Source organism: Streptomyces sp. NRRL F-525, assembly GCF_000716605.1.
Lineage (GTDB): Bacteria > Actinomycetota > Actinomycetes > Streptomycetales > Streptomycetaceae > Streptomyces.
This window is the reverse complement of record NZ_JNXE01000002.1, coordinates 200,434-227,371: the sequence shown is the minus strand read 5'-3', so window position 1 is coordinate 227,371 and position 26,938 is coordinate 200,434. Positions and strand designations below refer to the sequence as shown.

The 26,938-nt window shown below is 71.1% G+C and carries 21 protein-coding genes and 1 pseudogene; 11 read left to right on the top strand and 11 right to left on the bottom strand.

Annotation, left to right across the window (positions count from 1 at the left end):
* Positions 1 to 62: 62 nt before the first annotated feature.
* Positions 63 to 653 (bottom strand): helix-turn-helix domain-containing protein, encoded by a 591-nt coding sequence (locus OO69_RS04145; RefSeq protein ID WP_051800760.1) that lies wholly within the window; start codon positions 651 to 653, stop codon positions 63 to 65.
* A 19-nt stretch (positions 654 to 672) separates the two neighbouring features.
* Between OO69_RS04145 and OO69_RS04140 the strand changes: the two are divergent.
* Positions 673 to 1,533 (top strand): annotated as a pseudogene (locus OO69_RS04140) (alpha/beta hydrolase family protein); the annotation flags it as partial.
* Here the strand turns inward: OO69_RS04140 and OO69_RS49920 are convergent.
* Positions 1,466 to 2,941 carry a flavin monoamine oxidase family protein gene (locus OO69_RS49920; RefSeq protein ID WP_234444328.1) on the bottom strand — a complete coding sequence of 492 codons (1,476 nt, stop codon included), beginning with the start codon at positions 2,939 to 2,941 and terminating at the stop codon, positions 1,466 to 1,468. The pseudogene OO69_RS04140 and the gene OO69_RS49920 sit on opposite strands and share 68 nt — an antisense overlap.
* Positions 2,942 to 3,133: 192 nt before the next feature.
* On the opposite strand from OO69_RS49920, the gene OO69_RS04130 reads away from it, so the two are divergent.
* A complete protein-coding gene (locus tag OO69_RS04130) occupies positions 3,134 to 5,389 on the top strand; it encodes an MMPL family transporter (RefSeq protein WP_033278998.1) in 2,256 nt (751 codons plus the stop codon).
* Positions 5,390 to 5,534: 145 nt separating this feature from the next.
* The gene (locus tag OO69_RS04125) at positions 5,535 to 6,488 is read left to right on the top strand and encodes an SMP-30/gluconolactonase/LRE family protein (RefSeq protein WP_199810875.1); all 954 of its coding nucleotides are present in this window, start codon (positions 5,535 to 5,537) and stop codon (positions 6,486 to 6,488) included.
* A gap of 63 nt (positions 6,489 to 6,551) precedes the next feature.
* On the opposite strand, the gene OO69_RS04120 is transcribed toward OO69_RS04125, so the two are convergent.
* Positions 6,552 to 8,174, bottom strand: a complete 1,623-nt coding sequence (locus OO69_RS04120; protein WP_051800758.1) for an MFS transporter — start codon at positions 8,172 to 8,174, stop codon at positions 6,552 to 6,554.
* 156 nt (positions 8,175 to 8,330) lie between these two features.
* Here OO69_RS04120 and OO69_RS04115 point away from each other — a divergent pair, with 156 nt between their 5' ends.
* Entirely contained in the window at positions 8,331 to 9,326 is a 996-nt protein-coding gene (locus OO69_RS04115) for an Lrp/AsnC family transcriptional regulator (RefSeq protein ID WP_033278997.1), read from the top strand.
* A gap of 98 nt (positions 9,327 to 9,424) precedes the next feature.
* On the opposite strand, the gene OO69_RS04110 is transcribed toward OO69_RS04115, so the two are convergent.
* The 3 genes from OO69_RS04110 to OO69_RS04100 all read right to left on the bottom strand — a co-directional run bounded on the left by OO69_RS04110 (position 9,425) and on the right by OO69_RS04100 (position 13,713).
* A complete protein-coding gene (locus tag OO69_RS04110) occupies positions 9,425 to 10,765 on the bottom strand; it encodes a jacalin-like lectin (RefSeq protein ID WP_033278996.1) in 1,341 nt (446 codons plus the stop codon).
* Between the two features lie 460 nt (positions 10,766 to 11,225).
* Complete coding sequence (locus tag OO69_RS04105; protein WP_033278995.1) at positions 11,226 to 12,317, bottom strand: helix-turn-helix domain-containing protein; 1,092 nt, start codon at positions 12,315 to 12,317, stop codon at positions 11,226 to 11,228.
* Between the two features lie 412 nt (positions 12,318 to 12,729).
* The gene (locus OO69_RS04100; RefSeq protein WP_033278994.1) at positions 12,730 to 13,713 is read right to left on the bottom strand and encodes an alpha/beta hydrolase; all 984 of its coding nucleotides are present in this window, start codon (positions 13,711 to 13,713) and stop codon (positions 12,730 to 12,732) included.
* A gap of 241 nt (positions 13,714 to 13,954) precedes the next feature.
* Between OO69_RS04100 and OO69_RS04095 the strand changes: the two genes are divergently transcribed.
* Positions 13,955 to 14,902 (top strand): TerC family protein, encoded by a 948-nt coding sequence (locus OO69_RS04095; RefSeq protein WP_033278993.1) that lies wholly within the window; start codon positions 13,955 to 13,957, stop codon positions 14,900 to 14,902.
* A gap of 82 nt (positions 14,903 to 14,984) precedes the next feature.
* Positions 14,985 to 15,866 carry an LLM class F420-dependent oxidoreductase gene (locus OO69_RS04090; RefSeq protein ID WP_033278992.1) on the top strand — a complete coding sequence of 294 codons (882 nt, stop codon included), beginning with the start codon at positions 14,985 to 14,987 and terminating at the stop codon, positions 15,864 to 15,866.
* 72 nt (positions 15,867 to 15,938) lie between these two features.
* Here the strand turns inward: OO69_RS04090 and OO69_RS04085 are convergent, their stop codons facing one another.
* Positions 15,939 to 16,502 carry an NAD(P)H-dependent oxidoreductase gene (locus tag OO69_RS04085; RefSeq protein ID WP_019057642.1) on the bottom strand — a complete coding sequence of 188 codons (564 nt, stop codon included), beginning with the start codon at positions 16,500 to 16,502 and terminating at the stop codon, positions 15,939 to 15,941.
* A gap of 103 nt (positions 16,503 to 16,605) precedes the next feature.
* Here OO69_RS04085 and OO69_RS04080 point away from each other — a divergent pair, with 103 nt between their 5' ends.
* Positions 16,606 to 17,286, top strand: coding sequence for a TetR/AcrR family transcriptional regulator (locus OO69_RS04080; protein ID WP_199810874.1), 681 nt, complete (start codon positions 16,606 to 16,608; stop codon positions 17,284 to 17,286).
* 534 nt (positions 17,287 to 17,820) lie between these two features.
* On the opposite strand, the gene OO69_RS04075 is transcribed toward OO69_RS04080, so the two are convergent.
* Positions 17,821 to 18,960 carry an FAD-dependent oxidoreductase gene (locus OO69_RS04075; protein WP_033278991.1) on the bottom strand — a complete coding sequence of 380 codons (1,140 nt, stop codon included), beginning with the start codon at positions 18,958 to 18,960 and terminating at the stop codon, positions 17,821 to 17,823.
* A 53-nt stretch (positions 18,961 to 19,013) separates the two neighbouring features.
* Positions 19,014 to 19,688 carry a TetR/AcrR family transcriptional regulator gene (locus OO69_RS04070; RefSeq protein ID WP_033278990.1) on the bottom strand — a complete coding sequence of 225 codons (675 nt, stop codon included), beginning with the start codon at positions 19,686 to 19,688 and terminating at the stop codon, positions 19,014 to 19,016.
* A 140-nt stretch (positions 19,689 to 19,828) separates the two neighbouring features.
* Between OO69_RS04070 and OO69_RS04065 the strand changes: the two genes are divergently transcribed.
* Positions 19,829 to 20,863, top strand: a complete 1,035-nt coding sequence (locus tag OO69_RS04065; RefSeq protein WP_033278989.1) for a LacI family DNA-binding transcriptional regulator — start codon at positions 19,829 to 19,831, stop codon at positions 20,861 to 20,863.
* Positions 20,864 to 21,236: 373 nt separating this feature from the next.
* A complete protein-coding gene (locus OO69_RS04060) occupies positions 21,237 to 22,673 on the top strand; it encodes a benzaldehyde dehydrogenase (protein ID WP_033278988.1) in 1,437 nt (478 codons plus the stop codon).
* Between the two features lie 41 nt (positions 22,674 to 22,714).
* Here the strand turns inward: OO69_RS04060 and trxA are convergent, their stop codons facing one another.
* Positions 22,715 to 23,101, bottom strand: a complete 387-nt coding sequence (gene trxA, locus OO69_RS04055) for a thioredoxin (RefSeq protein WP_033278987.1) — start codon at positions 23,099 to 23,101, stop codon at positions 22,715 to 22,717.
* Between the two features lie 122 nt (positions 23,102 to 23,223).
* Here trxA and OO69_RS04050 point away from each other — a divergent pair, with 122 nt between their 5' ends.
* Entirely contained in the window at positions 23,224 to 24,654 is a 1,431-nt protein-coding gene (locus OO69_RS04050) for a dihydrolipoyl dehydrogenase family protein (RefSeq protein ID WP_033278986.1), read from the top strand.
* Between the two features lie 36 nt (positions 24,655 to 24,690).
* Here the strand turns inward: OO69_RS04050 and OO69_RS04045 are convergent, their stop codons facing one another.
* Positions 24,691 to 25,335 carry a peptide deformylase gene (locus OO69_RS04045; RefSeq protein WP_033278985.1) on the bottom strand — a complete coding sequence of 215 codons (645 nt, stop codon included), beginning with the start codon at positions 25,333 to 25,335 and terminating at the stop codon, positions 24,691 to 24,693.
* A 171-nt stretch (positions 25,336 to 25,506) separates the two neighbouring features.
* On the opposite strand from OO69_RS04045, the gene OO69_RS04040 reads away from it, so the two are divergent.
* Positions 25,507 to 26,898, top strand: coding sequence for a PepSY-associated TM helix domain-containing protein (locus OO69_RS04040; protein WP_033278984.1), 1,392 nt, complete (start codon positions 25,507 to 25,509; stop codon positions 26,896 to 26,898).
* The last annotated feature ends 40 nt before the right edge of the window (positions 26,899 to 26,938 follow it).

The window sequence follows — 26,938 nt, the reverse complement described above, 5'->3', positions numbered from 1 at the left end:
ACGCGGCGCCGCAGCGGGTCGATTCGGGACAGACCGGGCGTGGCAACAGTGAGGGGCTTTGCTCAGCTACAGGGTCCTGGGCTCTGGCTGCCCGTGGCGGTGTGGTCGGTGCCGGTCTCGGTCTGCGGCGCTTCGACGGGGAAGAGGATCGGGCTGATCAGGTACTGCGTGCGGTCGGGTGATGGCTCGTTGGCCAGGTGGGGGGCGATCGCCTCCCGCATCCTGTCGATCATCCCGTGCAGTTCCCCAGGGCTGAGCCAGACGGCATGCTGCCGGTAGCCGACCAGGTCGGCTACCGGGTCGGCCGTGTCGCGGTCGAGATACGCGGTGAATTCGGCAGCCAGAACCGCCAGAGCGGCGGCGAATGCGCTGCGATGGTCGTCGAGCGAGAGCGAATTGACCGTGTCCGCATTGATCCCCGCGCGGTCGCGGCGCAGCCGGTAGCGGCGCTCTACGGCGCCGCGCACGCGTCGTTCCAGGGCGACTTCCAGGACCCCACCGGCTGCGAGCAGATCGACGTGCCGGTAGACCGTGGCCTTCGAGACGTCCCGAATGCGGTCGCACAGCTCGGCGGTGGTCAGCTCTCTGCCGCCGCACATCGCATGAACCACTCGCAACCGCACTGGGTGGGCCAGGAGTTCGAAAGCATCCATCCCGTAATGATCTCACGTCATGCTACCTTTCGCATCAGATGAGAAAGGTTGTGATGGGATGCCTGACGGCGCTTCGACAGAGTCCATGACCGGCTCAGAACTCGCGTGGATGCCACCGCCCTATGCCGAGCCCGGCCGCTTCAGCGAGCACGAGGTCACCGTCGGCGCCGGCCCGCTCGCGGTGTCAGGCACGGTGAGCGTCCCCCGGGGTCAGGCTCCCGGCCCCGGAGTGGTGCTGCTCGCCGGTGGTGGGCCGTTCGACCGTGACGAGACCGGCGGGCCGAACAAGCCGCTCAAGGACCTGGCCTGGGGGCTCGCCAGCCGCGGGGCGACGGTGCTGCGCTTCGACAAGGCGACATACGCCCACCACGATGTGGCCGCGGCATCGGACCTGACCATGACGCAGGAATACGTGCCGCATGCCGTCGACGCGGTCGGCCTGCTCCGTGGCCACCGTTCGGTGGATCCCGAGCGGGTCTTTGTCCTCGGTCACAGCATGGGCGGCAAGGTCGCCCCCGCCGTCGCCGTCGCCGCGCCCGCGGTGGCGGGCCTGGTGATCATGGCCGGTGACACGCAGCCGATGCACCACGCCGCTGTCCGCGTCGTCAGCTATCTCGCCACCGTGCTTCCCGACCAGGTCCCACCCGCGGTCATCGAAACCTTCCAGCAGCAGGCTGCCCTGGTCGACAGCGCGGAGCTCACGCCCTCGACCCCCGCAGCGGAACTGCCGTTCGGCCTGTCCGCGCCGTACTGGCTGGAACTGCGTGACTACGACCCGGTCGCGATCGCGGCCGGACTCGGCAAGCCGATGCTCATCCTCCAAGGAGGACGCGACTACCAGGTGACCGTCGCCAACGACCTGGTGCGATGGCGGACGGGCCTGGCCGGCCGCCCGGAAGCCGATATCCGTGTCTACGAAGCCGACAATCACCTGTTCTTCCCCGGCGCGGGACCGTCCACTCCCGCCGAATACGGAACTCCGCAGCATGTCGACCCAGCCGTCGTCGCCGACATCGCCCATTGGCTGAGCCACGGCCAGGGATGAGTGTTCGCGCCCCTGTGAGCCAGCGCTCGGCAGCCTCCTGGCGGGACACCAGCACACTGCCGACCCCGCGCACCGAGGGTTGTGTCCCGCTCGCCCGCCCTCGCGCCGGGCGCCGAGCGCCGACAGGCCGGGTACAGCCGAACTCAACGCTCGCCGTCGCTCGGCGCGAGCGAACGCTCGCAAGGCGCACCCTTCGGCAAGCACTCTCGCGGATCGGTGAACCGCCCCGCAGCAGGCCCATGCCGGACAGGCCCTCGGCCCGCCAGAGCGGGGTGTCGTAGACGGTCACGCACTTCATGAGCTTGCCGAACGGCAGCCGTTGGAAGAGCTGGTCCTGCTGCGGCGGCAGCAGCGGGTCCCAGACGATGCGCGAAGCGAGGAGCGGTGGTACGGCGACGACGACCCGGTCGGCCCGCCAGTCGCCGGCGTCGGAGACCACGGTGACGCCACCGGTGTCCTGGCTGATCCGCCGTACCGGGGCCAACAGGTGGACGCGGCCGTCGAGTTCCTCGGCCAGCCGGGTCGCGACGAGCTGCGAGCCGCCGACGAACCGGCTGTCCTGGGCGCCGCCGGAGGTGCGGGTGCCGCGCTCCATGGTGCCCGGGTGGAGCTCGTCGCCGAACGTCGAGACGTACCAGAGGCTGAACAGCGCCGACGCGTCGCGCGCCTCGCCGCCGTACGCGGAGTTGAGGAAGATGTTGACCAAGTCGACGGCGTCGCCGGTGAGTTCGGCCTTGCGCAACCAGGTCTCGTACGACATTCCGTCCAGGGCACGGGCGTTGGGGTCCCGCCACGGAGCGGCCGGGGGCACCTTGGCCGCCGCCTGGCCGATGCGGGCCAGCGCGATGCCCATGTCGGGGAGGGCGAGGAGGTCCGGGGGAGTGTGCCCCGCGAACCGCCTGGCCCTGCCGTCGCGGACGTAGACCCGGTCACCGGGCACGGCGGCCTCATACGTTGCCACGCCCACCTCCTTGGCCAGCGCCAGGACGTGGTCCTGGGTCGGGCTCACGAACTGCCCGCCGATCTCGGTCACTTGACCGTCGCCGAGGTCGTGGTTGAGCAGCCGCCCGCCGACCCGGTCACGGGCCTCCAGGACGGCCACGGACCTGCCCGCGGCGACGAGTTCACGCGCCGCGGTGAGTCCGGCCAGTCCGGCGCCGATCACGACGACGTCGACTCGTGTGCTGTGCGTGCGGGGAATGGGCGCTCCTCGGTTCATGGCGCTGAAGGGGATGTCGGACAAGTTACATATGACATTGTCGGTCGACAAGGTCGAATGTTTTTGTCGTGTGAACATGGCTCGTGAGCTGGCCTTATGTCGGGCGGGGTGTGCGCCACGGTTGGACGACTCTGTCGAGCGACTTGAGCAGGTGATAAAGTCGGGCTCGTCGATCGACATCCCCCCTTCCTCCGCCCCCCTTCCAGGGAGTTAGTCATGGCTGTCCTGCTTCACCGGCTGGGCCACAGCGCCTACCGGCACCGCAAACTCGTCCTGGGTATATGGCTCTTCGTCCTGGCCGCGCTCATCACGTGCGTCGGCGTCTTCGACGGCAAGCTCGACGACCGCTTCTCGGTGCCGGGCACCGAGTCGCAGCGGGCGTTGGACAGCCTGAGCAAGACCCTTCCGGAGGCGGCGGGCGCGAGCGCGCAGATCGTCTTCACGGCGCCCGAGGGGCACCGGATCACCGAATCCCCGTACAGCGCGGTCATCGCCAAGGCCGTGGCGGAGACCCGACGGGCGCCCCAGGTCAGCGGGGTCGTCGATCCCGGTACCGCCGGTGCCGTCTCCGCCGACCGGACGACGGCGATCGTCCAGGTCCAGTACCGCGTGCAGACGGCGGAGGTCGGGACCTCGTCCGTGGACGCGATCAAGAGCGCGGCCCACGCGGCGGAGCGGGACGGGCTACGGGCCTCGGTGGGCGGATCCGTCTTCAACAGCAAGGGAGTTCACATCGGGCCGTCGGAGATCATCGGCGTGGCCGTGGCGCTGCTCGTGCTCGTCGTCACGTTCGGTTCGCTGCTCGCCGCCGGCATGGCGCTGCTGCCCGCGCTGATCGGGGTGGCGGCCGGGCTCACCGGACTGCTCGCTCTCGCGCCCGCCGTCAGCATCTCCTCCACGGCCGTCACGCTCGCCCTGATGCTGGGCCTGGCCGTCGGCATCGACTACGTCCTGTTCATCCTCTCCCGCCACCGACAGCAACTCGCCCGCGGCACCGACCCGAAGGAATCCGTCGCGATGGCCGTCGGCACGGCGGGCAGTGCCGTGGTCTTCGCCGGGGCCACCGTGATCATCGCGCTCGCCGCACTGAGCGTCATCGGCATCCCGTTCCTGACCACGATGGGTCTCGGCGCGGCCGGCGCCGTCCTCGTCGCGGTGCTGGCCGCGATCACTCTCGTCCCCGCGATCGCCGGTTTCGCCGGTACGCGGCTCGCCCCCGAGCCCGGAAGCCGTGCCGCCCGCCGGGCCGCCGACGCCGAAGGGGCCACGGGCCGCACCACACTGGGCACCCGGTGGACGAAGCGGGTCGTCGCGAAGCCGCTCCTGACCGTGCTCGCCGTCACGGGCATCCTGGTCACCCTCATGCTCCCCGCCGCCGACCTGCGCCTGGCGCTCCCCGACAACGGCTCCGCCCCGCACGCCTCCACCCAGCGCACGGCCTACGACACGATCGACGCGAAGTTCGGGCCCGGATTCAACGGCCCGCTGCTCGTCCTGGCCGAGACCAACGACCGTACGGCTGCGGCGAGTTCACAGGTCGGCGCCCAAGTGGCCGCGAAACTGCGGACCTTGGAGAACGTCAAGGCCGTGCTGCCGCCCGAGCCCACCAGCGACTCGACGCAGCGTGTGATCACCGTGCTGCCCGACTCCGGTCCCGACAGCGTCCGTACGGACCGGCTCGTCCGCGACATCCGCGCGGCCGCGTCCGACCTCCGGGCCACCACCGGCGCCTCGATCGCGGTCACCGGCACCACCGCGGTCAACATCGACGTCTCCAACCGCCTCAGCGATTCCCTGCTGCCCTTCGTCGCCATCGTCGTGGGCCTGAGCCTGCTCCTGCTGATGATGGTCTTCCGGTCGCTGGTCATACCCGTGAAGGCGGCCGTCGGCTTCCTGCTCTCGGTGGGCGCCTCGCTCGGCCTGGTCGTGGCCGTCTTCCAGTGGGGCTGGCTGGCCGACGTCCTCGACGTGCCGCACAGCGGCCCTGTCGTCAGCTTCCTGCCGATCATCCTGATCGGCGTGCTGTTCGGACTGGCCATGGACTACGAGGTGTTCCTCGTCTCCGGGATGCGCGAGGAGTGGGCCCGCGCCGGCCGGGCCCGCCAGGCGGTCGTCGACGGCGCCCGGCACAGCGTGCGGGTCGTCACCGCCGCCGCGCTGATCATGTTCACCGTCTTCGCCGGGTTCTTCCCGCTGGACGACTCCCTCATCAAGCCGATCGCGTTCGCGCTGGCGGTCGGCGTGGCGATCGACGCCTTCGCCGTCCGCATGACGCTCGTACCGGCGGTGCTCGCCCTCGCGGGGCGGGGCGCCTGGTGGCTGCCGGCCTGGCTGGACCGGCTCCTGCCCGACCTGGACGTCGAAGGGAGCAGCCTCCAGAAGGCCGTACCGGGGGAGCGTGAGGAGTCCGAGTTCGCGAGTGCGGGATCGGGATCGGGTGCGGGTGGTGCGCGTGGGAACTCCGGGGAGTGATGGGCCGTTACGTACATACCGGGCCTTGGGGTGGAGTTGAAGAAGATTTCACCCGAGCCCCGGGGTACACCAGAGTCACCGAGTTGTCCCAACCACCGTTCCACCAGCCCCCGTTCACCCCCACTCGTCCCCGGAGGCCCGAACGATGACCCGGATCCACCCCCACCCCACCACGCGGCGCGCCGTGCTCGGCGGCGCGGCCCTGACCGCCCTCGCCGCGACGGTCGGCACGAGCACGGCAAGCGCCAACACCTCCACCGGACAGGCGAGTTGGCCGACGGAGTTCGCCCTGCCCAACGGCTTCCTCCCCGAGGGCATAGCCATCGGCAGCAGGCCGTACGCCTACGTGGGCTCCCGTGCCGACGGCGCCGTCCACCGCTTCGACCTGCGCACCGGCGAGGGCGAGATCCTGTCCGAGGGCGCCACCGGCCTGGTGTCGGTCGGCCTGAAGCTGGACCACGACGGCCTGTTGTACGTCGCCGGCAGCAACGGGATCGCGCGAGTCGTCGACGCCCGCACCGGGGACGTACTGACGACCTATCAACTCACCCCCTCCACCGGCCACTTCATCAACGACGTCACGCTCCTCGCCGACCGCGCCTGGTTCACCGACTCGCTCGACGCCATGCTCTACGGCGTACCGCGCGGCCGTACGGGCCAGGTCACCGCCCTGCCGCTCACCGGCGACTGGGTACAGACGCCCGGCGTGAACAACGCGAACGGCATCGTCGGCACCCCGGACGGGCACGGCCTCATCGTGGTGAGCAGCACCCCCGGCAAGCTCTACAACGTGTCCCTCAAGTCCGGCCGCGCCACCGAGATCACCCTGAGCGGCGCGGCCGATGTGGCCAACGGGGACGGGCTGTTCAGGATCGGCCGGACGCTGTACGTCGTCCAGAACCGGCTGAACCGGATCAGCGTGTTCGACCTCGACGCCAAGGCCACCACCGCGACCCTGCGCCGCACGATCACCGACCCGCGCTTCGACGTCCCGACGACCGCCGCCCGCTTCGGCAACCGGCTCTATCTCGTCAACGCACGCTTCACCAGCCCCCAGACGCCGGACACGACGTTCACCGCTGTCGCCGTGTCGATCTGAGGTGACGGCGGGAGGGGCCCCGGAGTCGTGCAACCGGGGCCCCGCCCATGGGTACTTCGTGCGTCAGTGGTTCGGCGCCGGGTCAACTACCGCTGCCACGGCTGCCTTTGGCGTACCGGCGGAGGCGGTGTTGGCGCTCGCCACCGGAGCCGAAGGAGCCTGTCGCGGGCGGCGCAGCAACAGCACGCACACCAGGGCCGCGAGGAGGGTCAGCGACCCGGCGACCACCAGGCACAGCCGCATGCCGTCCAGGAAGGAGTCGCTCAGCGCGCCCAGGGCCCGGCCGGTGTCCGCGCCGAGGTTCAGGTGGGCGACGGCGCCGAGGCCGTCCGCGTCGGCGGTCGCGACGATGTTCCGCTGCGTCGCGCCCGTCACCCCGGCGTCGGTGAGGTGGCCGGGCAGGGTGTCGAGCGCCTTGGTGGAGAGCAGCGCGCCCAGGACGGCCGGGCCGAGCGCGCCGCCGACCTGGCGGAACGCGTTGTTGCCGGCCGCGGCCATCCCCGCCTGCTGATACGGCACGGAGGCCACGGCGGTCGCGGTCATCGGCGTCAGGACCGTGCCGATGCCCAGACCCAGCAGCGCCAGCCGCCAGGCGATCGACGCGAACGAGGTGCCGGAGTCGACGCCGGTCAGCGAGAACAGCGCGCCGGAGATCACGAGCAGACCCCCGGTGATCAGGACGCGCGGGGCGACCCGGTGCATCAGCCGCCCGACCGGCTGGCCGACCACGATCGCCGCCGCGGTGACCATGAGCAGCCGCAACGCCGCCTGGAGCGTGTCGAGTTGCTGCACCAGGCCGAAGTAGAGGCTGAGCAGGAAGAAGAAGCCGATCAGCGCCAGGAAGGTGATCATCGCGACCAGCGTGGTGGCGGTGAACGCCGGGCTGCGGAACAGCGTCAGGTCCAGCATCGGGCTGTCGCTGCGCCGCTCGGCGAGCACGAACGCGACCCCGCCGACCACCGCGGTGAACAGCGCCACCATGACCTTGACGTCCGTGAAGGAACCGGCGCCGCCCTCGATCACGCCGTAGACGAGTGCGGTGATGGAGAGGGCGGCGGTCAACTGACCGGGCCAGTCCAGCTTGCGGCCGTGCGGGGCCCGGGAGTCGGGCAGCAGACGGGCGGCGACGCCCAGCGCGATGAGCGGGACGGGGACGGAGATCAGGTAGATCCAGCGCCAGGCGGCGTGGTCGAGGATGACTCCGGCGATCAGCGGGCCGACGGCCAGCGCCGCCATCAACGCGGTCGCCCACAGGCCGATGAACTTGCCGCGTTCCCGGTGGTCGGGCACCGCGTGGCTGATCAGCGCCAGTGTGGTCGGCAGCAGGGTCGCCGCGCCGAGACCGGCGAACGCCTGGCCGATCCACAGCACGTGCACCGACTGCGCGGACAGGGCCACGGCGGCCCCGACGGCGGAGAACAACAGGCCCGCCAGGAACACCTTCTTGCGTCCGTGCACATCGCCGAAGACACCGGCGGTGAGGATGAACGCGGCCATGGGCAGGACGAACGCGTCCTGGACCCACGACAGTTGGGCGGTCGACGCGTTCAGCGCCGACTGGATGGCGGGCAGGCTCACGGCGACCGTGGTCACCGGCAAGTAGGCGACGAAGACGCCGAGGCAGGCCATGACGAGGGTGGCCGCCCGCCGCTCGGGCCGCCCGCTCGCCGGGGTTGTGACGTTCACGGGGAACTCTCCTTCTGGAACTTCCGGAATGCGCCGCCCTCGAACTCGAACAGGCACGCGCCTCAGGATCAGCTCCGCCATGGACAATCACCAACGTGCGACCGAGAAGCGAGCTGAAACCTCTAACCTGAGCCCCGGTGATGTCACACTTTCCTCATGATTGACGAAGTCGACGGGAAAATCCTCCGCGCGCTGCAGTGCGCGCCGCGCGCCTCGTTCCGGCTGATCGGCGAGGTGGCCGGGGTCTCGGAGCAGACCGCGGCCCGCCGCTTCCACGCCCTGCGCCGTTCCGGGGTGATGCGGGTGGTCGGCCTGGTCGACCCCGCCGTCCACGGTGACGCGCGCTGGGTGGCGCGGATCCGCTGCCGCCCCGACCGGGTCGGCCCGCTCGCCGACGCGCTCGCCCGCCGGCCCGACATCGCCTACGCGGGCCTCGCGTCCGGCGGTTCGGAGATCATCTGCGTCATGAGCGCGCCGGTGCACGTGTCGCGCGACGACGTCCTGCTGCGGCAACTGCCCCGGTCCGCATCGGTCCTCGACGTGAGCATCGACTTGCTCATCCACCCCTTCGGCACATCAGGACAGAGCGACTGGACGGGCTACGGCGGCTGGCTGACGCCTGATCAGATCCGTCAACTCGTGGGCGAACGGCCCGACTTCCCCGCCGGACCACCCGTACGCCTCACCGACGAGGACACCCCGCTGCTCGACGCCCTCGCGGAGGACGGCCGCGCCACCCACACCCAGCTCGCCGACGTCACCGGCTGGTCGACGGCCCGCGTGGCCCGCCGGCTGGACGCCCTGGAACACTCAGGAGCCCTCGCCTACGACGTCGAACTGCTCTCCGCGCGCCTCGGGTTCGCGCTCAACGCCACTCTGTGGCTGCGCGTCGCCCCGGCCCGCCTCGAACGCGTCGGCGAAGAACTCGCGGACCACGACGAGGTCGCCTTCGCCGCCGCCATCAGCGGCGACTCGAATGTCATGGTCGTCGTCATCTGCCGCGACACGGAGGACCTCTACCGGTATCTGACCACCAAGGTCGCCGCCGTCGCGGGCATCGACGGCTACGGCGTGAGCGTCCACGTCCACCGCCTGAAGCAGGCCACGTCGCTCATCTCACGCGGGCGGCTGGTGCCCCCGGCGTTCGCGTAGGCCGACCGGAACGCACCGAGCCGGACCACCCGCGACGACGGATGATCCGGCTCACAACTGCCCTGCGGTGCTTGCTACTTCATGACTACGGCTGCGGGTCAGCGCTTGGTGTAGATGAAGCCGACCTTGTCGACCTCGTCGCCGGAGCGCCCGTGGAAGCCGGCGATCTGCCAGCCGGACGGGGCGGTGCGGGTCACGCAGTCCGAGGTGGTGGTGCCACCGGCCAGGGTGTTGCCCAGGTTGGTGGTGAACTTGGCGTAGAAGATCCGCGTGGTGTCGTTGTACTTGCTCTCGCACAGGTACGCCGACGTCACGTACTCACCGCTGCCCAGCGTCAGCGAGGACGCGGTGCCGCCCGTGCCGCCGTGGGTGAGGGTGGTGCCGTTGGCGAGGGTGATGCCGACCTGGTCGACGCGGGAGCCGGAGCGCAGCGAGATCGTGGTGGCGCGGGCGGCGGCCGGGACGCTGTTGATGTCCTGGTAGTAGTCGCCGTGCGGGCCGCCGAACTGGTCGCTGAGCTGGTAGTCCGCGTTCTGCGACCAGGTGAAGCCGACCGTGATCGGGTCGTGGTCGGAGAGCATCAGCCCGTCCGAGGTCAGGAACTTGGCGTGCTCGTTGTTGTACGACGTCGCGTTCAGCGTGACCAGCTTGCTGCTGCGGTAGAGGACCTTGTCCACGACCTCGCAGGTGTTGGGGACGGTGGCCCCGGTCTGGTCGCACACCAGCGCGTCGCTGCCCTTGACCGGCGCGACGCCGCCGCGGATCAACTTGACCCAGGCGTCGGTGAGTCCGTTGGCCGCGCCGAACTCCGCGATGGTGTCGGCGGATCGGGTGTAACGGGTGTTGGTGTCACCCATGACGACGACCGCGTTGCCCGCGGAGTGGGTGCTGATGAACGAGGTCAGCTGGCTGAGGTTGTCCGCGCGGGAGGCCTCGTCGCCGTCGTTCGTACCGGCGTTGGTGTGCAGGTTGTAGAAGTCGACGTACACCCCCTCGGAGAGGCGCTCGCGCATGAACGAGAAGCCCTTGGGGGTGAGGCAGTCGCCCGAGTCGATCTGGCAGGAGTTCCAGTGGACGCGCTCGAAGTCGTCGCCGTCCCAGGCGTAGTTGGAGACGGTGTTGAGCCCGCTGCCGATACCGGCGCCGCCGCTGGTCGCGGTGCGGTAGGGGTGGGTGTCGGTGGAGTACAGGTAGGCGTGGTAGTTGAAGTCCTCCTGCACGTTCACGATGTCGTACGGGGCGATGCGCGTGCCAATCGCGGTGGTGCTCGTGTCCCGCGGCGTCGAGGCGCTGGACAACGACTCCGGGAGCCCGGCGACGTTGTAGGTGAGCACGCTGAAGCTGCCCGACGTTGCGGCGGCGGCCGGGGTCGCGGCGGCCACCGTGATCCCGCCCAGGGCCGCGGCTGCGGCCGCCAGACAGGCGAGAAGTCTGCGCATGGGGAAGTGCCTCCTGCGGAGTGACAGAGGGGGAGGGTGTTGCGGCGCTCATGTCAAAATGTAGCGACAAGCGCTTGCTATGACTCCCCTTCAGCGGCACCGAATCAGGAATTCCGGGTGGCGCGCAGATGGCCAAGTCCCGTTGCGTGCCCGTTTGTTGTCAGTGCGGGGGGATACGGTCCACAGGTATTGCATACGGCATTCACATCACCCGGTGCGGGGGTTGCGAGGTCTGCGGGGACGGGCAGGGACCGCGTTGCACTGGAGCGAGGGTGGGATCAGCGCCAGGAGTCCGAGCGGGCTTCTCATCGCCAAGATGTGCGAGGTGGCGCGAGTGCTCGGCGCGCGAGTTCGGGGTGACGACGGGGAGTTTTACGGCGGGGAGTTCTACGACGGGGACGGCGAGGTGGGGGAGGGCGGGACCTCGGCCCCCTCCGGCCGCCGCCGTCGCTGACCGCCGCTACGGTCGCGCCAAGTGCCGCATGGTCAGGGCGAGTTGGAGCCGTAGTCGCCCCTGCGGAGTTCGTACGGGCCAGCCCAGGAGGGACTCCGCGTGGGTCAACCGGTCCTGGAGTGTGGAGTGGTGGACGTTGATCTCGGTGGCCGCCGCGCGCAGGCTGGTCGTGGTGGCGATGGCGTTCAAAGTAGCTAGCAACCAGGGCGCGTTGATCGCCGCGGCTTCCACATCCCGGACGTCGGGCGGCGGTTCGGCACCCGGTGCGACCAGTTCGGCGAGGAGGGCGACACCGCCGAGCTCGTCGGCGTACACGATGCGCTGGCCCGGGTCCTGAGCGGTGCCGTCGGCGGTGAAGCGGAGGGCGGTGCGGGCGGCGGCCCAGGAGCGAGGGAGGTCCAGGACGGGGACGGCGGGGCCGATGCCGAGTCGGCCGACGGGCAACTCGGCGTCCGCGTGCGGTGATTGAGGGCCGAAGCCGTCCGGGGTCACGTGCGTGTCACTGTCCGAGGCGGTTCGCGGACCGGACGTACCTGTGGCCTCCCGGGGCGCGGCGACGACCCGGGGCGGTCCGTCGAGCGGGGCGACGACCCTGGCGCGGGTCGCGGGATCGGCGGGGTCGAGGCCAAGACGTCGGGCAGCGTGCAGCCGGGCCGCCTCGGGAGCGGTCGCGTCGAGAAGGGTCTCGATCAGCTCCGGGTCGTCGGCGGGAACCCGGCCCCGGGTGCGATCGAGGACGAGCCGTACGGCACCGGCGGCCCGCTCCAGGATCACCGCGTCGACGACACTGGGCGCCGCCTGGGCCGTACGCTCCAGCCAGAGCGCGGAGACCCCGCCCGGCGTCAGCGTGGCGGACGGCCAGGCGGGATCCGGCGCCGTCGCGCTGTCCCTGCGCGTACCGTCCGCCTCGACCCGCACCCGGACCCGCCGCTCGGCGTCGACCAGCCGCGCGGCACACCCGGCCAGCACCGCCGCGCCCCGCACCAGCGCCTCGAGCCCGGCCCGCGACTCGGCAAGCCGATCGAAGTACCCGATGACCCGCACGGCGGCACCGGCGTCCGGATCCAGCGCGGTCAGGCGCCCGGCCAGCTCTTTCATATACCCATGGTGCGGCATGCCTCCGGCGGAGAGGAGGGACGGGACGTGGGTATCGCGCCCGGGTTGTCCCTGGGGGTGGCGAGTGAGGTGCTTCCCTGGTGGGCCGCTTGTGCGCGGGGCGCCGGTGTCGCCGTGGTCGTGGAGTCAGACCGCCGGCGGTTCCTGCATCCGGTGCGCCATGCCTCCGGCGGAGGGACGCTCGGTCGAGTGGCGGCGACGCACCACCTCCGACGTCACCGCAGCCGCGCTCTCACCCCCCTTGAGCCGCTGCCACCATCCTCCGCGGCCCGAGTCGCCTGCGAGTCCGCCGCCCGCCGAGCGAACCCGTCGAACTCGTGGAAGCCCCCCTGCCCCCGGCCAAGACAGCGGCGCCACGTCACGCCGCTGTCACCGCACCCCCACCCCCCACCCCTCAACCCGCCCCCAACAACCTCCGCAGCCAACTGACATGCGCCGCCCGAGCCGCCTGCGACACCGCCGCCTGCGGAGCGAACCCGTCGAAGCCGTGGAAGCCGCCCGGCCAGACGTGGAGTTCGGCGGTGCCGCCCGACTGCCAGAGGCGGGACGCGTAGGTGACGACCTCGTCGCGGAAGGTCTCCGCGGAGCCGACGTCCAGGAAGGCCGGGGGGAGGCCCGTGAGGTCCGTCGCCCGGGCGGGGGCCGCGTACGGGGAGACGTCGGGGGTGCCGCGGCGGTCGCCGAGGAGGGCCGTCCAGCCGGTCTCGTTGGCCGTGCGGTCCCAGACGCCGAGGCCGGTCATCTGGTGCGCGGATGGGGTGTCGTTGCGGTCGTCGAGCATCGGGCACAGCAGGAGCTGGCCGATGGGGCGCGGGCCGCCGCGGTCGCGGGTGAGGAGGGCCAACGCCGCGGACAGGCCGCCGCCCGCGCTCGCGCCCATGATGACGATCCGCTCCGGATCGCCGCCGATCTCCTTCGCGTGCTCCGCCGTCCACAGCAGACCGGCGTACACGTCCTCGATCGGCGCGGGGTGCGGATGTTCGGGCGCGAGCCGGTACTCCACCGACACCACCACCGCGTCCAGCTCCCGCGCGTACTCCAGCGCCCCGGTCACCCCGACCCGCCTGTCGCCGAGCACCATCCCGCCACCGTGCACGTGATAGATGACGGGCAGCGCGCCCGCCGTCGCCGGAGCGGTCGGACGGCCGATCAGCAGCGTGATGCCGGGCTCGCCGACCGGGCCCGCCACCTCCCTGTCCTCGATGGCGAAGGCTCCGCCGAGCGTGAGGTCCATTTCCATCGACTGCATGATCGCCGGGCCCCGGCGGATCTCGTCGATGTCCGCCATCGTCATCCCGGGCGAGATGAACTCCTTGATCAGCTCCAGCGCCGCGGCGAGTTCGGGGTCGAACGGGGGCGGGGGCGGGGTGGACGTCATGGGCTTCTCCTGACGCTGGGTGCGGCGGCTCGTACGGCCATACTCCGCGCCCGTACCCCCGTCCGGCGCTCCGCCGTCCGGCGGAACCTTCCCGCCGGACGGCGGGTGTGCCTTGCCAGGACGTGATCTGTTGTTCACCTGCGGGACGTGGAAGCGATTCCTTACGCAGCCAACGATGTCAAAACCGCTGTGGCCCCCTGTATCCCCTCATCTGCTGATTCATGTACCAGGAGCACCACCCGTGAACATCTCCCTGACCGTCTGGCTGCTGACGATCGCCGCCCTGTGCGCCCTCGTCGGCGTCGACTTCCTCATCGGCCGCAAACCCCACGACGTCTCCGTCAAGGAAGCCGGAATCTGGACCGTGGTCTGGGTCGTCCTGGCCTGTCTGTTCGGACTCGGACTGCTGGTCTACGGCGGGAGCGGGCCGACCGGGGAGTTCTTCGCCGGGTACATCACCGAGAAGTCGCTGAGCGTCGACAACCTCTTCGTCTTCGTGCTGATCATGGGCAAGTTCGCGGTGCCGTCCCAGTACCAGCAACGGGTGTTGATGGTCGGGGTCCTCGTCGCCCTCGTGCTGCGCGCCGGCTTCATCGCGGCCGGTGCCGCGATCATCTCCACGTTCTCCTGGGTCTTCTACCTCTTCGGCGCGTTCCTGATCTGGACCGCCTGGAAGCTCGTCCAGGACGCCCGCAAGGGCCACGAGAACGAGGAGTACGAGGAGAACAAGCTGCTCAAGATCGCCGAACGCCGCTTCGGCGTGGCCGACCGCTACCACGGCACCAAGCTGTTCATCACGGAGAACGGCAGGCGAATCATGACCCCGATGCTGGTCGTGATGCTCGCCATCGGCTCCACCGACGTGCTCTTCGCGCTCGACTCCATCCCCGCGATCTACGGCCTCACCCAGGACCCGTACATCGTCTTCACCGCCAACGCCTTCGCCCTGATGGGTCTGCGCCAGCTGTACTTCCTCATCGGCGGCCTGCTGAAGAAGCTCGTCCACCTCAGCTACGGCCTGTCGATCATCCTCGGCTTCATCGGCGTCAAACTGGTGCTGCACGCCCTGCACGAGTCCGGCGTCCACGTCCCGGAGATCTCCATCCCCTTCTCCCTCGGCTTCATCGTGCTCGTGCTCGCGGTCACGACGTTCACCAGCCTGCGCGCCACGAGGACGCAAAGCGCTTGACTTCGAGAGCGCTCGAAGACCTACCGTCACGAAGGACGGCGAAGGTCTGAAGGTCCGGGTGGACTGTGAAAGGGAGTCGGGCATGCGCGTCGGCGTACACATCAACCGGTTCAACCATCCCGGAGGGCCGACGGCGGTCGGGCCCGAGCTGGCCGCCGCGGGCGCCGCGGCCGAGGCGGCGGGCGTCAGCTGGCTCTCGGTGATGGACCACTACTTCCAGATGGAATTCAACGGCGGTGCCGAGGACGCCATGCTGGAGGCCTACACCACGCTCGGCTTCCTGGCCGGCAACACCTCCACGGTCCAACTGGGCGCGCTGGTCACGGGAGTGACGTACCGTCAGCCGGGACTCCTCGCGAAGATCGCCACCACGCTCGACGTCCTGTCGGGCGGCCGGGCCACGCTCGGTATCGGGGCGGCCTGGTACGACCGCGAGCACCACGGTCTCGGCGTGCCCTACCCGCCGGTCGCGGAGCGGTTCGAGCGGCTGGAGGAGACCCTGCGGATCTGTCTGCAGATGTGGGACCCGGAGACGAACGGCCCCTTCGAGGGTCGGCACTACCAGCTCGCCGAGACCCTGTGCGTGCCCGCGCCGATCAGCAGCCCGCACCCCGAGATCATGATCGGTGGGGGAGGGGAGAAGAAGACCCTCCGGCTGGTCGCCCAGTACGCCGACGCCTGCAACCTGATCGTGTCGACCCCGGACGAGCTGCGCCACAAGCTCGACGTGCTGCGCGGTCACTGCGACAACCTGGGGCGCGACTACGACCGTATCCGCAAGACGATCGTCCACGGCGGCGAGTCGGTCACCGCGGGCGACGTCGAGGCGTTCCTCGGGGAGATCGACGGCTTCACGAAGCTCGGCGTCGACACGGTCATCCTGGGCCCGCGCACGGGCGAACCGGTCGAGTGGATCGAGCGGTTCGTGGCGCCGGTGGTGCCGCGGCTGGCCGAACTGGACTGACCGGAGCGGTTGTTGGGACACGAAGGGGCCGGAGTCCGTGTGGACTCCGGCCCCTTCGCGTGCGTGCCCGGATCAGGCGGCGACGGCCTCGCCCGCGTGACCCTTCAGCTGGGAGAGGACCTCGGTCAGCTGGGCCACGACCTCGGCGTCCTCGGACGGGTGGGTCTCGGCGAAGCGGACCACGGAGCTGGGGATCGAGAGCTTGATCTCCTCGATGACCTTGCCGCCGGCGATGCCCACGGCCTTGCGGGCCTCGTCCTGCGCCCACACGCCGCCGAACTGGCCGTACGCGGTGCCGACCACGACGACCGGCTTTCCGCCGAAGCCGCTGGCGCCGTAGGGGCGGGACAGCCAGTCGATGGCGTTCTTCAGGACGGCCGGGATGGTGCCGTTGTACTCGGGGGAGAAGAAGAGGAACGCGTCGGCGGAGCCGGCGGCCTCGCGGAGCTTGGCGGCGGCGGCCGGGACGTTGCCCTCGACGTCGATGTCCTCGTTGTAGAACGGGATCTCGGCGAGACCCTCGAAGATCTCGATGTCGGAGCCCTCGGGCGCGAACTTCACGGCGGCCTCGGCGAGCTGGCGGTTGTGCGAGCCGGCACGCAGGCTGCCGACGAGCGCGAGGATACGAACAGACATGGGGGACTCCAAGGGGGGCTGAAACACTGCCGTTACGATCCGGACCGAGGTCCGTTTAAAAGTTGTACCAGGCTAAGCGGACCGCGGTCCAGTTTTGTTCCCGGTGCTTTACGCTGTCTTCATGTCCAGCGCCCTGCCGCCCTTTCCGAAGCCCGAGGAGTCGATAGGCGAACCCCAGTTGCTGGAGGTCCGCTCCTACGCCGACGAGCCCTGCCTGCGCGCCGACGCGGCCCGCAACCGCGCCAAGCTGCTGGAGGCCGCCGCCCGGCTGATCGCCGAGCACGGGGTGGCCGGGGTCACCATGGAGGCCGTGGCCGCCGCCGCCCAGGTCGGCAAGGGAACCGTCTTCCGCCGCTTCGGCGACCGCACCGGCCTGCTGATGGCGCTGCTCGACCACTCCGCGCAGACGCTCCAGGCCGACTTCCTCGGCGGCCCGCCCCCGCTGGGCCCCGGCGCCCCGCCGGTCGAGCGGCTGCGGGCGTTCGGCGTGGCCGTGCTGTACCGCAGTGCCGAACAGCTGGACCTGCAACTGGCCGCGCAGCCGGAGCCCACCCGCCGGTTCGCCCACTCGGCACTCCGCGCACTGCGCACGCACGTCACGGTGCTGCTCCGGCAGATCGTGCCGGACGCCGACTGTGAGCTCCTGTCCCACACGCTCATGGCGTATCTGGACCCTGCCCTGATCAACCACCTGACGAGGCAGTGCGGGATGCCCATGGAGCGGCTGGAGATCGGCTGGATCGACCTTGTCGACCGTGTGACGGGGGCTCAGGCGGCCGGCTGAGGTGGCCAGTTGGGGCGGACCTGGCTCAACGGCCCGGCTAGGCGCGCCGGTTGGGCTGCGCCCGGCTCAACCAGCTCGTCCCGGGTCGGCTGGCTGGCCCGGCTCAAGCGCGGTGCCCGGCTCAATCACCCCTGTGGGTGCGCCTGTTGGTGTGCGTTCGGCTCAACGGTCGTGCTGGCGCAGCTGTCGTGCTCGGCTCCAGCGCGGTGCTCGGCCCAACCGTCCGCCTGGGTAGGTCCGTTGGGCTGTGCGCGCCACAGCCGCCGTGCCCGGGTCGGCTGGTGGGCCCGGCTCAATCACCTGTGTGGGTGCGCCAGCTGCGGTGCGCCCGGCTCAACGGCCGTGTCCGGGTCGGCTGGCGTGTTCGGCTCAGTCACCGTGCTTGCCTCAACCGCCCGGCTGAGTCGCCCAGTTGGGCCGCGCCCTGGTCAACCGCCGCGCCCAACCCGCCACGCCCGGTCCAACGGCCATGCCTGACTCAATCCGCCACGCCCGGCCCAGCCGCCACGCCCGTCTCAACCCGCCACACCCCGCTCAACCACCAACGCTCGCGAAGAAGTCGAGCATGCCCTGCGGAGCGTCCTCGCCGAACATCAGGATTCCGTTCGCCGCGGACTCCGCCGCCGACTCCTCGCTGCGCGGGAACAGCTTCGTCTCGTAGGCGGCCAGTGCGGCCTCGGGGTCGCCCGGGTGTGCGGCCAGGGCCTGGCCCAGTTCGGCGCCGTCGAGCATGGCGAGGTTGGCGCCGACGCCCGCGAACGGGGACATCACGTGGGCAGCGTCGCCCAGCAGCGTGACCCCGGGCACCCGCTCCCAGCGGTGTCCGATCGGCAGGGCGTGGATCTGGCGCGGGGTCAACGGCCCGTCGGCGTCGGCGAGCAGCGCCCGCAGGCTCTTGTCCCAGTCCGCGAAGTGCCCCAGCGTGTACGTCTTCCCCGCCTCGGTGTCCGTGAAGTCGACGCCGTCGAACGCGTCCTCGGGGACGGCGAGCGCGACGTAGATGTGCAGGCTGCCGTCGGTCTCGCGGTGGGCCAGGAAGCCCTTGCCCGCGCCGAGCGCCATCATCATGCCGCCGCCGACGACCTCGGCGCTCACGGGATGCCGTACGTCGGCGTCCGGGAGGTCCACCTCGACGAACGAGATGCCGACGTACGCGGGCTTCGCGTCCGAGAGCAGGGGCCGCACCCTGGACCAGGCGCCGTCCGCGCCGATCAGGAGATCGGTGGTGAAGGAGGTGCCGTCCGCGAGGGTCACCTCGTGCCGGCCGCCGTCGAGCGGGCGGGCGCCGGTGACCTTCGCGCCCCAGCGGACGGTGCCCTCGGGCAGCGAGCCGAGCAGCAGGTCGCGCAGCTGGCCGCGGTCGACCTCGGGGCGCCCGCCGGTGCCGTCGTCGGGGTCGTCGAGGAGGACCGCGCCGGTCTTGTCGAGGACACGGGTGCTCTCGCCGCCCGGGTGGACCAGCGCGCGGAACTCCTCGTACAGGCCCGCCGCACGCAGTGCCGGCTGGCCCGAGTCGTCGTGGATGTCGAGCATGCCGCCCTGGGTGCGCGCGGCGGGGGAGGCGTCCAGGTCGAAGACGGCGGCCTGGACGCCGTTGACGTGCAGGACGCGGGCGAGCGTGAGCCCGCCGAGTCCGCCGCCGACGATCGCGATGGGGTGATGGGGAGTGGTCATGACGGTCCTCCTTGAAGCTTGAAACTTGAAGCTGAAGTGGGCGGTTAACAAGGTCAGTTGGGTACGGCGGTCCGCTCGATCCCGTTGATCAGTGCCTGGAACCGCCATGAGAGGCGGGCCGGCGGCGCCCCGGCGAGCAGGTCGCCGGAGCGGGCCGCGATGTGCGGGTGGGTCCGGTCGGACGCGTTGCGCACGGCGTCGGTCAGGGTGTCCCAGTCGTCCCGGCTGGTGTCGTCGCCCGAGTGCTCGGCGGCCGTCGCCGTGGCCTGCTGGAGCAGCAGGTCAACGCCCCACGCGGCCTGCGCCGGCGGGACGCCGCCCTCGTCGAGCAGGGCCAGCAGGGTCTCGATCAGGTTCAGGTAGTGCGGGCCGCTGGGCCAGGCGGTCAGCGCCGAACGGGCGAGACTCGGGTGCTCGAAGAGCATCGCGGTGTACGCCGTGAGCACCTGCTCGATCCGCTCGCGCCAGGAACCCTCGGCGGGCGCCGGCCCGATCGTGCCGAGCAGCTCGTCCAGCACGGCCGCGTGCAGCTCCGCGGTGTTGCGGACGTACACGTACAACGAGGCCGGACCGGTGTCGAGGTCCTGGGCCAGGCGCCGCATGGTGACCTTCTTCAGACCCTCGGCACGCAGCACCGCGACGGCGGCGGCGACGATGCCCTCCCTGCTCAGGGCGGGTTTCGCCGGCCGGTCACGGCGGCTGCGCGGGGTGTCGGGGCGAGCTGTCATGCCCCTACGGTAACGAACATGTTCGCTCCGTACAAGTTCGTGACGAACATGTTCGTAAAATACCGGACCATGTTGCCCTCGTGACGACCGTTCCCCCGCCGCACTCCAAGGCCCCGGCTTCTGCCAAGATGCCGTACGTCATGGTGCAGATACCGAAAACGCCCGCAGCCCCGTCGCCCGCACCGCGCTCCGTGCCCACGAGCGCCGATGTGGCCCGCCTGGCCGGCGTCTCACGCGCGACCGTCTCCTACGTCCTCAACAACACCAGTGCCGTACGGATCAGCGAACCCACCCGGCGCCGCGTGCACGAGGCCGCCAAGGAACTCGGGTACGTCCCGCACGCGGCGGCCCGCAGTCTGCGCGCCGGGCACAGCCGCATGGTGCTGATGCCGGCGCCGACCGTGCCGGTGGGACTCCTCTACAGCCAGTTCATCAACGAACTCCAGTGGGCGCTCAGCCGTCTCGACTACACGGTCGTGCAGCACGGTTCCGTCGGTCTGCGCGGCGACGAGGCCGCCCGCGCCTGGGCCGAACTGCGCCCGGTCGCCGTCCTGGTGCCCGGCGCGGGGCTCGGCCCGCAGGGCGTCGAGGTCCTCAAGCGCTCCGGTGCGCGGGCCGTCCTCACGCTCGGCCCCGAGAAGGTCGAGGGCGCTCACGCCCTGCTCCTGGACCACGAGGGTGTCGGCCACTGCGCCGGCGCGCATCTGTACGCCCGCGGCCGGCGCCGGATCGGCGTGGTCGTGCCCGAGGAACCCGGCATGGGGGTCTTCTCCCGGCCCCGCCTCGACGGTGTGCGCCGCGCCCTGCTCGGCACGGACGCCACGGCGACCGAACTCCCGCTCGCCTACAGCGAGGAGAGCGCCGCTCGGACCGCCGCCCGCTGGCGCGACCTCGGCCTCGACGCGGTGTTCACGTACAACGACGAGTACGCGATGCTGCTGATGCGCGCCCTCCAGGACGAGGGCATCCGCATCCCCGAGGACACGGCCGTGATCGGCGCCGACGACCTCATGATCGGCCGCCTGCTCCGCCCGCGCCTGAGCACCGTCCACATCCAGCTGCCCTCAGGCCACGAGCTGGCCGAACTGGTCGACACCGCGGTCCGCGAACCGGGCGGGGTACCGGGCACACACGAACTCCTCGGCGCGTCGGTGGTACACCGAGACTCCAGCTGACCGGGGTCCGGTGACTGCGCCCAAGGGCGACCCTGCCGTAGGCGACGGGAGCCGGGGTCTGTCCGGCGGAGTGGGTCGGAAGAGAGCGGCGGTGTCTTGTCGGCGCGGGTGAGCGGGGTGTGGCGCGCGGCCGCGCGGCGGGGGAGCGAAGCCGGGGGCGGGGGAGTCGGTGGCCGCGCCCGGGGGCGAACCGGCCGTACCCGACTAGGATGTTGCACGCTCAACCAGACGGGGATGCGTGCGGACAGCGGACGCGGCTCGCGCGTCCGTGCCGGATCACCGCATCCCGTCCTGCGGCCGCTGAACTGGTCGTGAACGCACGGGACTTGCGCTGCCGGTGTGGGTCCCGCCGGTGACGGATCGGAGAATCGCCATGACTCTGCTCGACCCCAAGACCTGGCAGCCCCGCCCCCTCTCGGGCCCCGAGTACCCGGTCACCGAGCCCGCCACCGGCGACACGCTCGGTACCGTCACGCTCGCCGCCGCCGAGGACATACGGCCGGCCGTAGAGGCGTCCCGCACCGCACAAGCAGAGTGGGCGCGCGTCCCGCACTTCGTCCGCGCCGGTGTGCTGCGCAGGGCCGGTGACCTGTTCGCCGCGCACGCCGAGGAGTTGCGCGAGTGGATCGTGCGGGAGTCCGGGTCGATCCCGGGCAAGGCGGACTTCGAACTGCACGTCGCCGCCCAGGAGTGCTACGAGGCCGCCGCGCTCGCCTCCCGCCCCGCCGGGCAGGTTCTTCCCACGGAGGCACCCCGGCTGTCGTACACGCGGCGTATCCCGGTCGGGGTCGTCGGCGTGATCGCACCCTTCAACGCCCCGCTGATCCTCTCCATCCGCTCCGTCGCCCCGGTGCTCGCGCTCGGCAACGGGGTCGTCCTCAAGCCGGACCCGCGTACGGCCGTCTGCGGGGGACTGTCGCTCGCGGCGGTCTTCGCGGAGGCGGGCCTGCCCGAGGAGTTGTTCCAAGTCCTGCCCGGTGGTGCGGAGGTGGGCGCGGCCCTCGTCGCCGACCCGCAGGTACCCGTGATCTCTTTCACCGGCTCAACTGCCGCCGGGCGCGCGGTCGGTGAGGCGGCGGGGCGTCATCTCAAGCGCGCACACCTGGAGTTGGGCGGGAACTCGGCCCTGATCGTGCTGGCGGACGCGGACCTGGACGCGGTGATCTCCACGGCGGCCTGGGGTTCGTTCTTCCACCAGGGCCAGATCTGCATGACGACCGGCCGCCATCTCGTCCACGAGTCGCTCTACGAGGAGTACGTCGAACGCCTCGCCGCCAAGGCCGACCTGCTCGCCGTGGGCGACCCGCACCGCGCGCAGGTCCACCTCGGCCCGATCATCGACGCGGCCCAACTCGCCAAGATCCACGGCCTTGTCGAGGCCAGCACGGCAACTGGCGCCAGGCTGGCGGCCGGTGGCACCCACGAGGACCTCTTCTACCGGCCGACCGTCCTCGCCGGCGTGGACGACGACACCCCCGCCTACGCGGAGGAGGTCTTCGGCCCGGTCGCGCCGGTACGGTCCTTCGCCACCGCCGACGAGGCGGCCGCGCTGGCCGCGACGGGACCGTACGGACTGTCGCTCGGGATCGTCACGCGCGACAGCGCCCGCGGCCTGGACCTGGCTGAGCGCATCCCGACCGGGATCGTCCACATCAACGACCAGACCGTGAACGACGAGGCCGTGGCCCCCTTCGGCGGGGTCGCCGCGTCCGGCACCGGCGCCCGCTTCGGCGGCGAGGCCAACCTGGAGGCCTTCACCGACGTGCGCTGGACGACGGTGCGCGGGGACGTGGCGTCGTACCCGTTCTGAGAACGAGGGTCCGAAACCCCGGGGAGGAATCCCCCTGGGGCTTACTGACCGTTCTGCTCGGCCTGCTCCTGCTGCTCGGCGACGGACTTGCGGACCTCGTCCATGTCGAGCTTGCGGGCCTGGCCGATGACGTCCGTCAGGGCCGCCTCCGGCAGGGCGCCGGGCTGGGCGAACACGGCGACGCGGTCACGGACGATCATCAGCGTGGGGATCGACTGGATGCCGAAGGCCTGCGCCAGCTCGGGCTGGGCCTCGGTGTCGATCTTGCCGAAGACGAGGTCCGGGTTCTCGTCGGCCGCCTTCTCGTAGACCGGGGCGAACTGACGGCACGGCCCGCACCAGGACGCCCAGAAGTCGATCAGGACGAAGTCGTTGTCCGTGACCGTCTGGTCGAAGTTCTCCTTGGTGAGCTCCACGGTGCTGCTCATGACGTGATTCCCTCTTCCTCGATGTGGGGGCGAAGCCGTCCCGGACAACACGGTCGTCCGGTCCCGTATTCCGCGCCCCTACCCGTGTGGCCTCAGCGCACACCACCCAGCAGACTGGCCCCATGACGGAAACGGAATCCATCGCGTACGACGTCGTGGTGCTCGGGGCCGGGCCCGTGGGGGAGAACGTCGCCGACCGCACCCGTGCGGCCGGTCTCTCCACCGCGATCGTGGAGAGCGAACTGGTCGGCGGCGAGTGCTCGTACTGGGCGTGCATGCCCAGCAAGGCCCTGCTGCGCCCGGTCATCGCCCGCGCTGACGCCCGCCGCGTGCCCGGCCTCGGCCACCTCGTCCAAGGACCCCTCGACACGGCGGCGGTGCTCGCCCACCGCGACTACGAGGCCTCGGGCTGGAAGGACGACGGCCAGGTCCAATGGCTCGACGGCATCGGCGCCGACCTCTATCGCGGCCAGGGCCGCCTCGACGGCCCCCGCAAGGTGACGGTGACGGGCCCCGACGGCGTCCGGCACGTCCTCACCGCCCGGCACGCCGTCGCGGTCTGCACCGGCACCCGCGCTCTGCTGCCGGACATGCCCGGACTCGACGAGATCAAGCCGTGGACCAGCCGCGAGGCCACCAGCGCCAAGGCCGCGCCCGGCCGGCTGATCGTGGTCGGCGGCGGGGTCGTGGCCGTAGAGATGGCGACCGCCTGGCAGGCACTGGGCTCCCGTGTGACCCTCCTGGTCCGCGGCAAGGGCCTGCTGCCCCGTATGGAGCCCTTCGCCGGCGAACTGGTCGCCGACGCGCTCACCGAGGCCGGCGTCGACCTGCGCACCGGTACGTCCGTCGCGGCGGTTACCCGCGAGAACGGCACTGTCGCGGCCCTCCTCGAAGGCGGCGACCGCATCGAGGCCGACGAGATCCTCTTCGCCACCGGACGCGCCCCGCAGACCGACGACATCGGCCTCGACACGGTCGGCCTGGCACCCGGCTCCTGGCTGTCGGTGGACGACACCCTGCGCGTCCAGGGCAACGACTGGCTGTACGCGGTCGGCGACGTCAACCACCGCGCCCTCCTCACCCACCAGGGCAAGTACCAGGCCCGGATCGCGGGCGCCGCGATCGCCGCCCGTGCCGAGGGCGTCCCGCTCCTGGAGACCGACCCGTGGGGCGCCCACGCGGCCACCGCCGACCACGACGCGGTCCCCCAGGTCGTCTTCACCGACCCGGAGGCCGCGTCCGTCGGCCTCTCCCTCGCCGAGGCCGAAGCGGCCGGCCACCGCGTCCGCGCGGTCGACGTCGAGTTCTCCTCGGTGGCGGGCGCCGGCCTCTACGCCGACGGCTACCGAGGCCGCGCCCGCATGATCGTCGACCTCGACGACGAGATCCTGCGCGGAGTCACCTTCGTGGGCCCCGGCGTCGGCGAACTGATCCACTCCGCGACGATCGCGGTCGCCGGCCAGGTCCCGATCAACCGCCTGTGGCACGCGGTCCCGTCCTACCCCACGATCAGCGAGGTATGGCTGCGCCTGCTGGAGGCGTACCGAGGCTGAACACGCCTGATGCTTATGGGTAGTTGAGCCGATTCCCTACGGCAACTCGAAGCCCAGCGCAGCCGACGCCTCGCCCGGTGTCGGCTGCGCCCAGCGCTCCGCCATCGCCTCGTTCGAGGACAAGGAGCGCAGCTCGGCCCGGTCCAGGTAGAGCGTCCCGTCGAGATGGTCCGTCTCGTGCTGGACGATCCGCGCGGGCCACCCGGTGAAGACCTCGTCCACCGCCCGCCCGTGCTCGTCCTGCCCGGTCAGCCGCACCGAGGCGTGCCGCGCGACCACGGCCTGCCAGCCCGGCACGCTCAGGCACCCCTCGAAGAACGCGGCCCGGTCGGCACCGACGGCCTCGTACGCTGGATTGACCAGCACCCGGAACGGCTGCGGCACCCGCCCGCGAGCCACCCGCACCTCGTCCGGCACCGGCGCCGGATCCTCGATCACCGCGATCCGCAGCCCGACTCCGACCTGCGGCGCCGCGACACCTACGCCAGGCGCCTCGTGCATGGTCACGCGCAACGCCTCGATGAACCGGGCCAGCAGCGCCGGCTCCAACTGCCCGTCGAACGGCTCGATTCCGCGCCTGAGCACCGGGTCACCGGCCGAGACGATGGGCAACGGGCCGCCGACGGCGAGGAGTTCCTCGACGCGCTCGGCCAGGGGTACGCGATCATTGGGAAGTGCCATCGCGCCAGGATGCCATGGCCTCCGGCGCCACCCGATGTGACCCACGCCATACACGTCCACGGGAACTCGCGGCCTTCACGCCCCGACTACTGGACCACTACGGCCACGACACATCACCCGCTCGATTTTCGCGCCCCGTCCCCGCCTCCTCGCCCCCGGAGAAACCTGCCCATGTCCACCGCTCCCTCGACCACCACGGCCGAGGCCCCGCAAGAGCCCACCCCGGCACCGTCCCCCAGCCGCTGGGCCCCGCTGCGCCCCCTGGTCCTGCGTCTGCACTTCTACGCCGGAGTGCTCGTCGCCCCGTTCCTGCTCGTCGCCGCGACCACCGGCTTCCTGTACGCCGGTGCCTTCCAGGCCGAACGGATCGTGTACGCCCATGAGTTGACGGTCCCTGTCGGCGACCGCGAACTGCCGATCTCGCAGCAGGTGACCGCCGCCCGCAAGGTGCACCCCGAGGGCACGGTCTCCGCGGTCCGCCCCTCCCCGGAGGCCGGTGCCACCACGCGCGTGATGCTCTCCGGCGTCAAGGGCATAGCCGCCGACCACACCCTCGCGGTGTTCGTCGACCCGTACACCGGAAAGGTCCGCGGGGCGCTCGAACAGTACGGCTCGACCGGCGCGCTCCCGCTGCGCACCTGGATCGACGAACTCCACCGCGATCTCCAACTGGGCGAAACCGGCCGCCTGTACAGCGAGTTCGCCGCGAGCTGGCTGTGGGTGATCGCGGGCGGCGGCCTGGTGCTGTGGTTCTCCCGGCGCCGCGCCCTGCGCAAGGTGCGCGGCACGAGCGGCCGGCGCCGCACCCTCGGCCTGCACGGCACGGTGGGTGTCTGGACCGCCGTGGGCTTCATCTTCCTGTCGGCGACCGGGCTGACCTGGTCGACGTACGCCGGCGCCAACATCGACCAACTCCGCACCTCCCTGGGCCAGTCCACCCCCTCGGTGTCGGCCGCGGCGAGCGGCGAGCACGCGGGCCACGGCGGCTCCGCCGCGACCGGCGAGGCCCAGCACGGCGTGGGACTCGACAAGATCCTCGCCGCCGCGCGTGCCGAGGGGCTGGGCAACCCGGTCGAGATCGTGCCGCCAGCCGACGCGAAGTCCGCGTACGTCGTCCGGCAGGTGCAGCGCAGCTGGCCCGAGAAACAGGACGCGGTCGCCGTCGACCCGGCCACCGGCAAGGTCACCGACGAACTCCGGTTCGCGGACTACCCGTTGCTCGCCAAACTGACCCGCTGGGGCATCGACCTGCACACCGGAGTCCTCTTCGGTCTCGTCAACCAGATCGCCCTGATGCTGCTCGCCGGGTTCCTGGTCCTGCTGATCGTGTGGGGCTACCGCATGTGGTGGCAGCGCGGCCGGGGTTCGTCCTTCGGCCGCCCGATCCCGCGCGGCGCGTGGGCCCAGATGCCCCCGCTGCTCCTCGTCCCGTGCCTGGCCGTGATCGCCGTACTCGGCTATTTCGTACCGCTGTTGGGGATCCCGCTCGCCGCGTTCATCGCCGTGGACGTGGTGCTGGGCGAGATCGCGCACCGGCGCGGGCAGCGGACGTACGCGAAGTAGCGGCGCACGCGAAGGGGCCCGGTTCCTGACCGGAACCGGG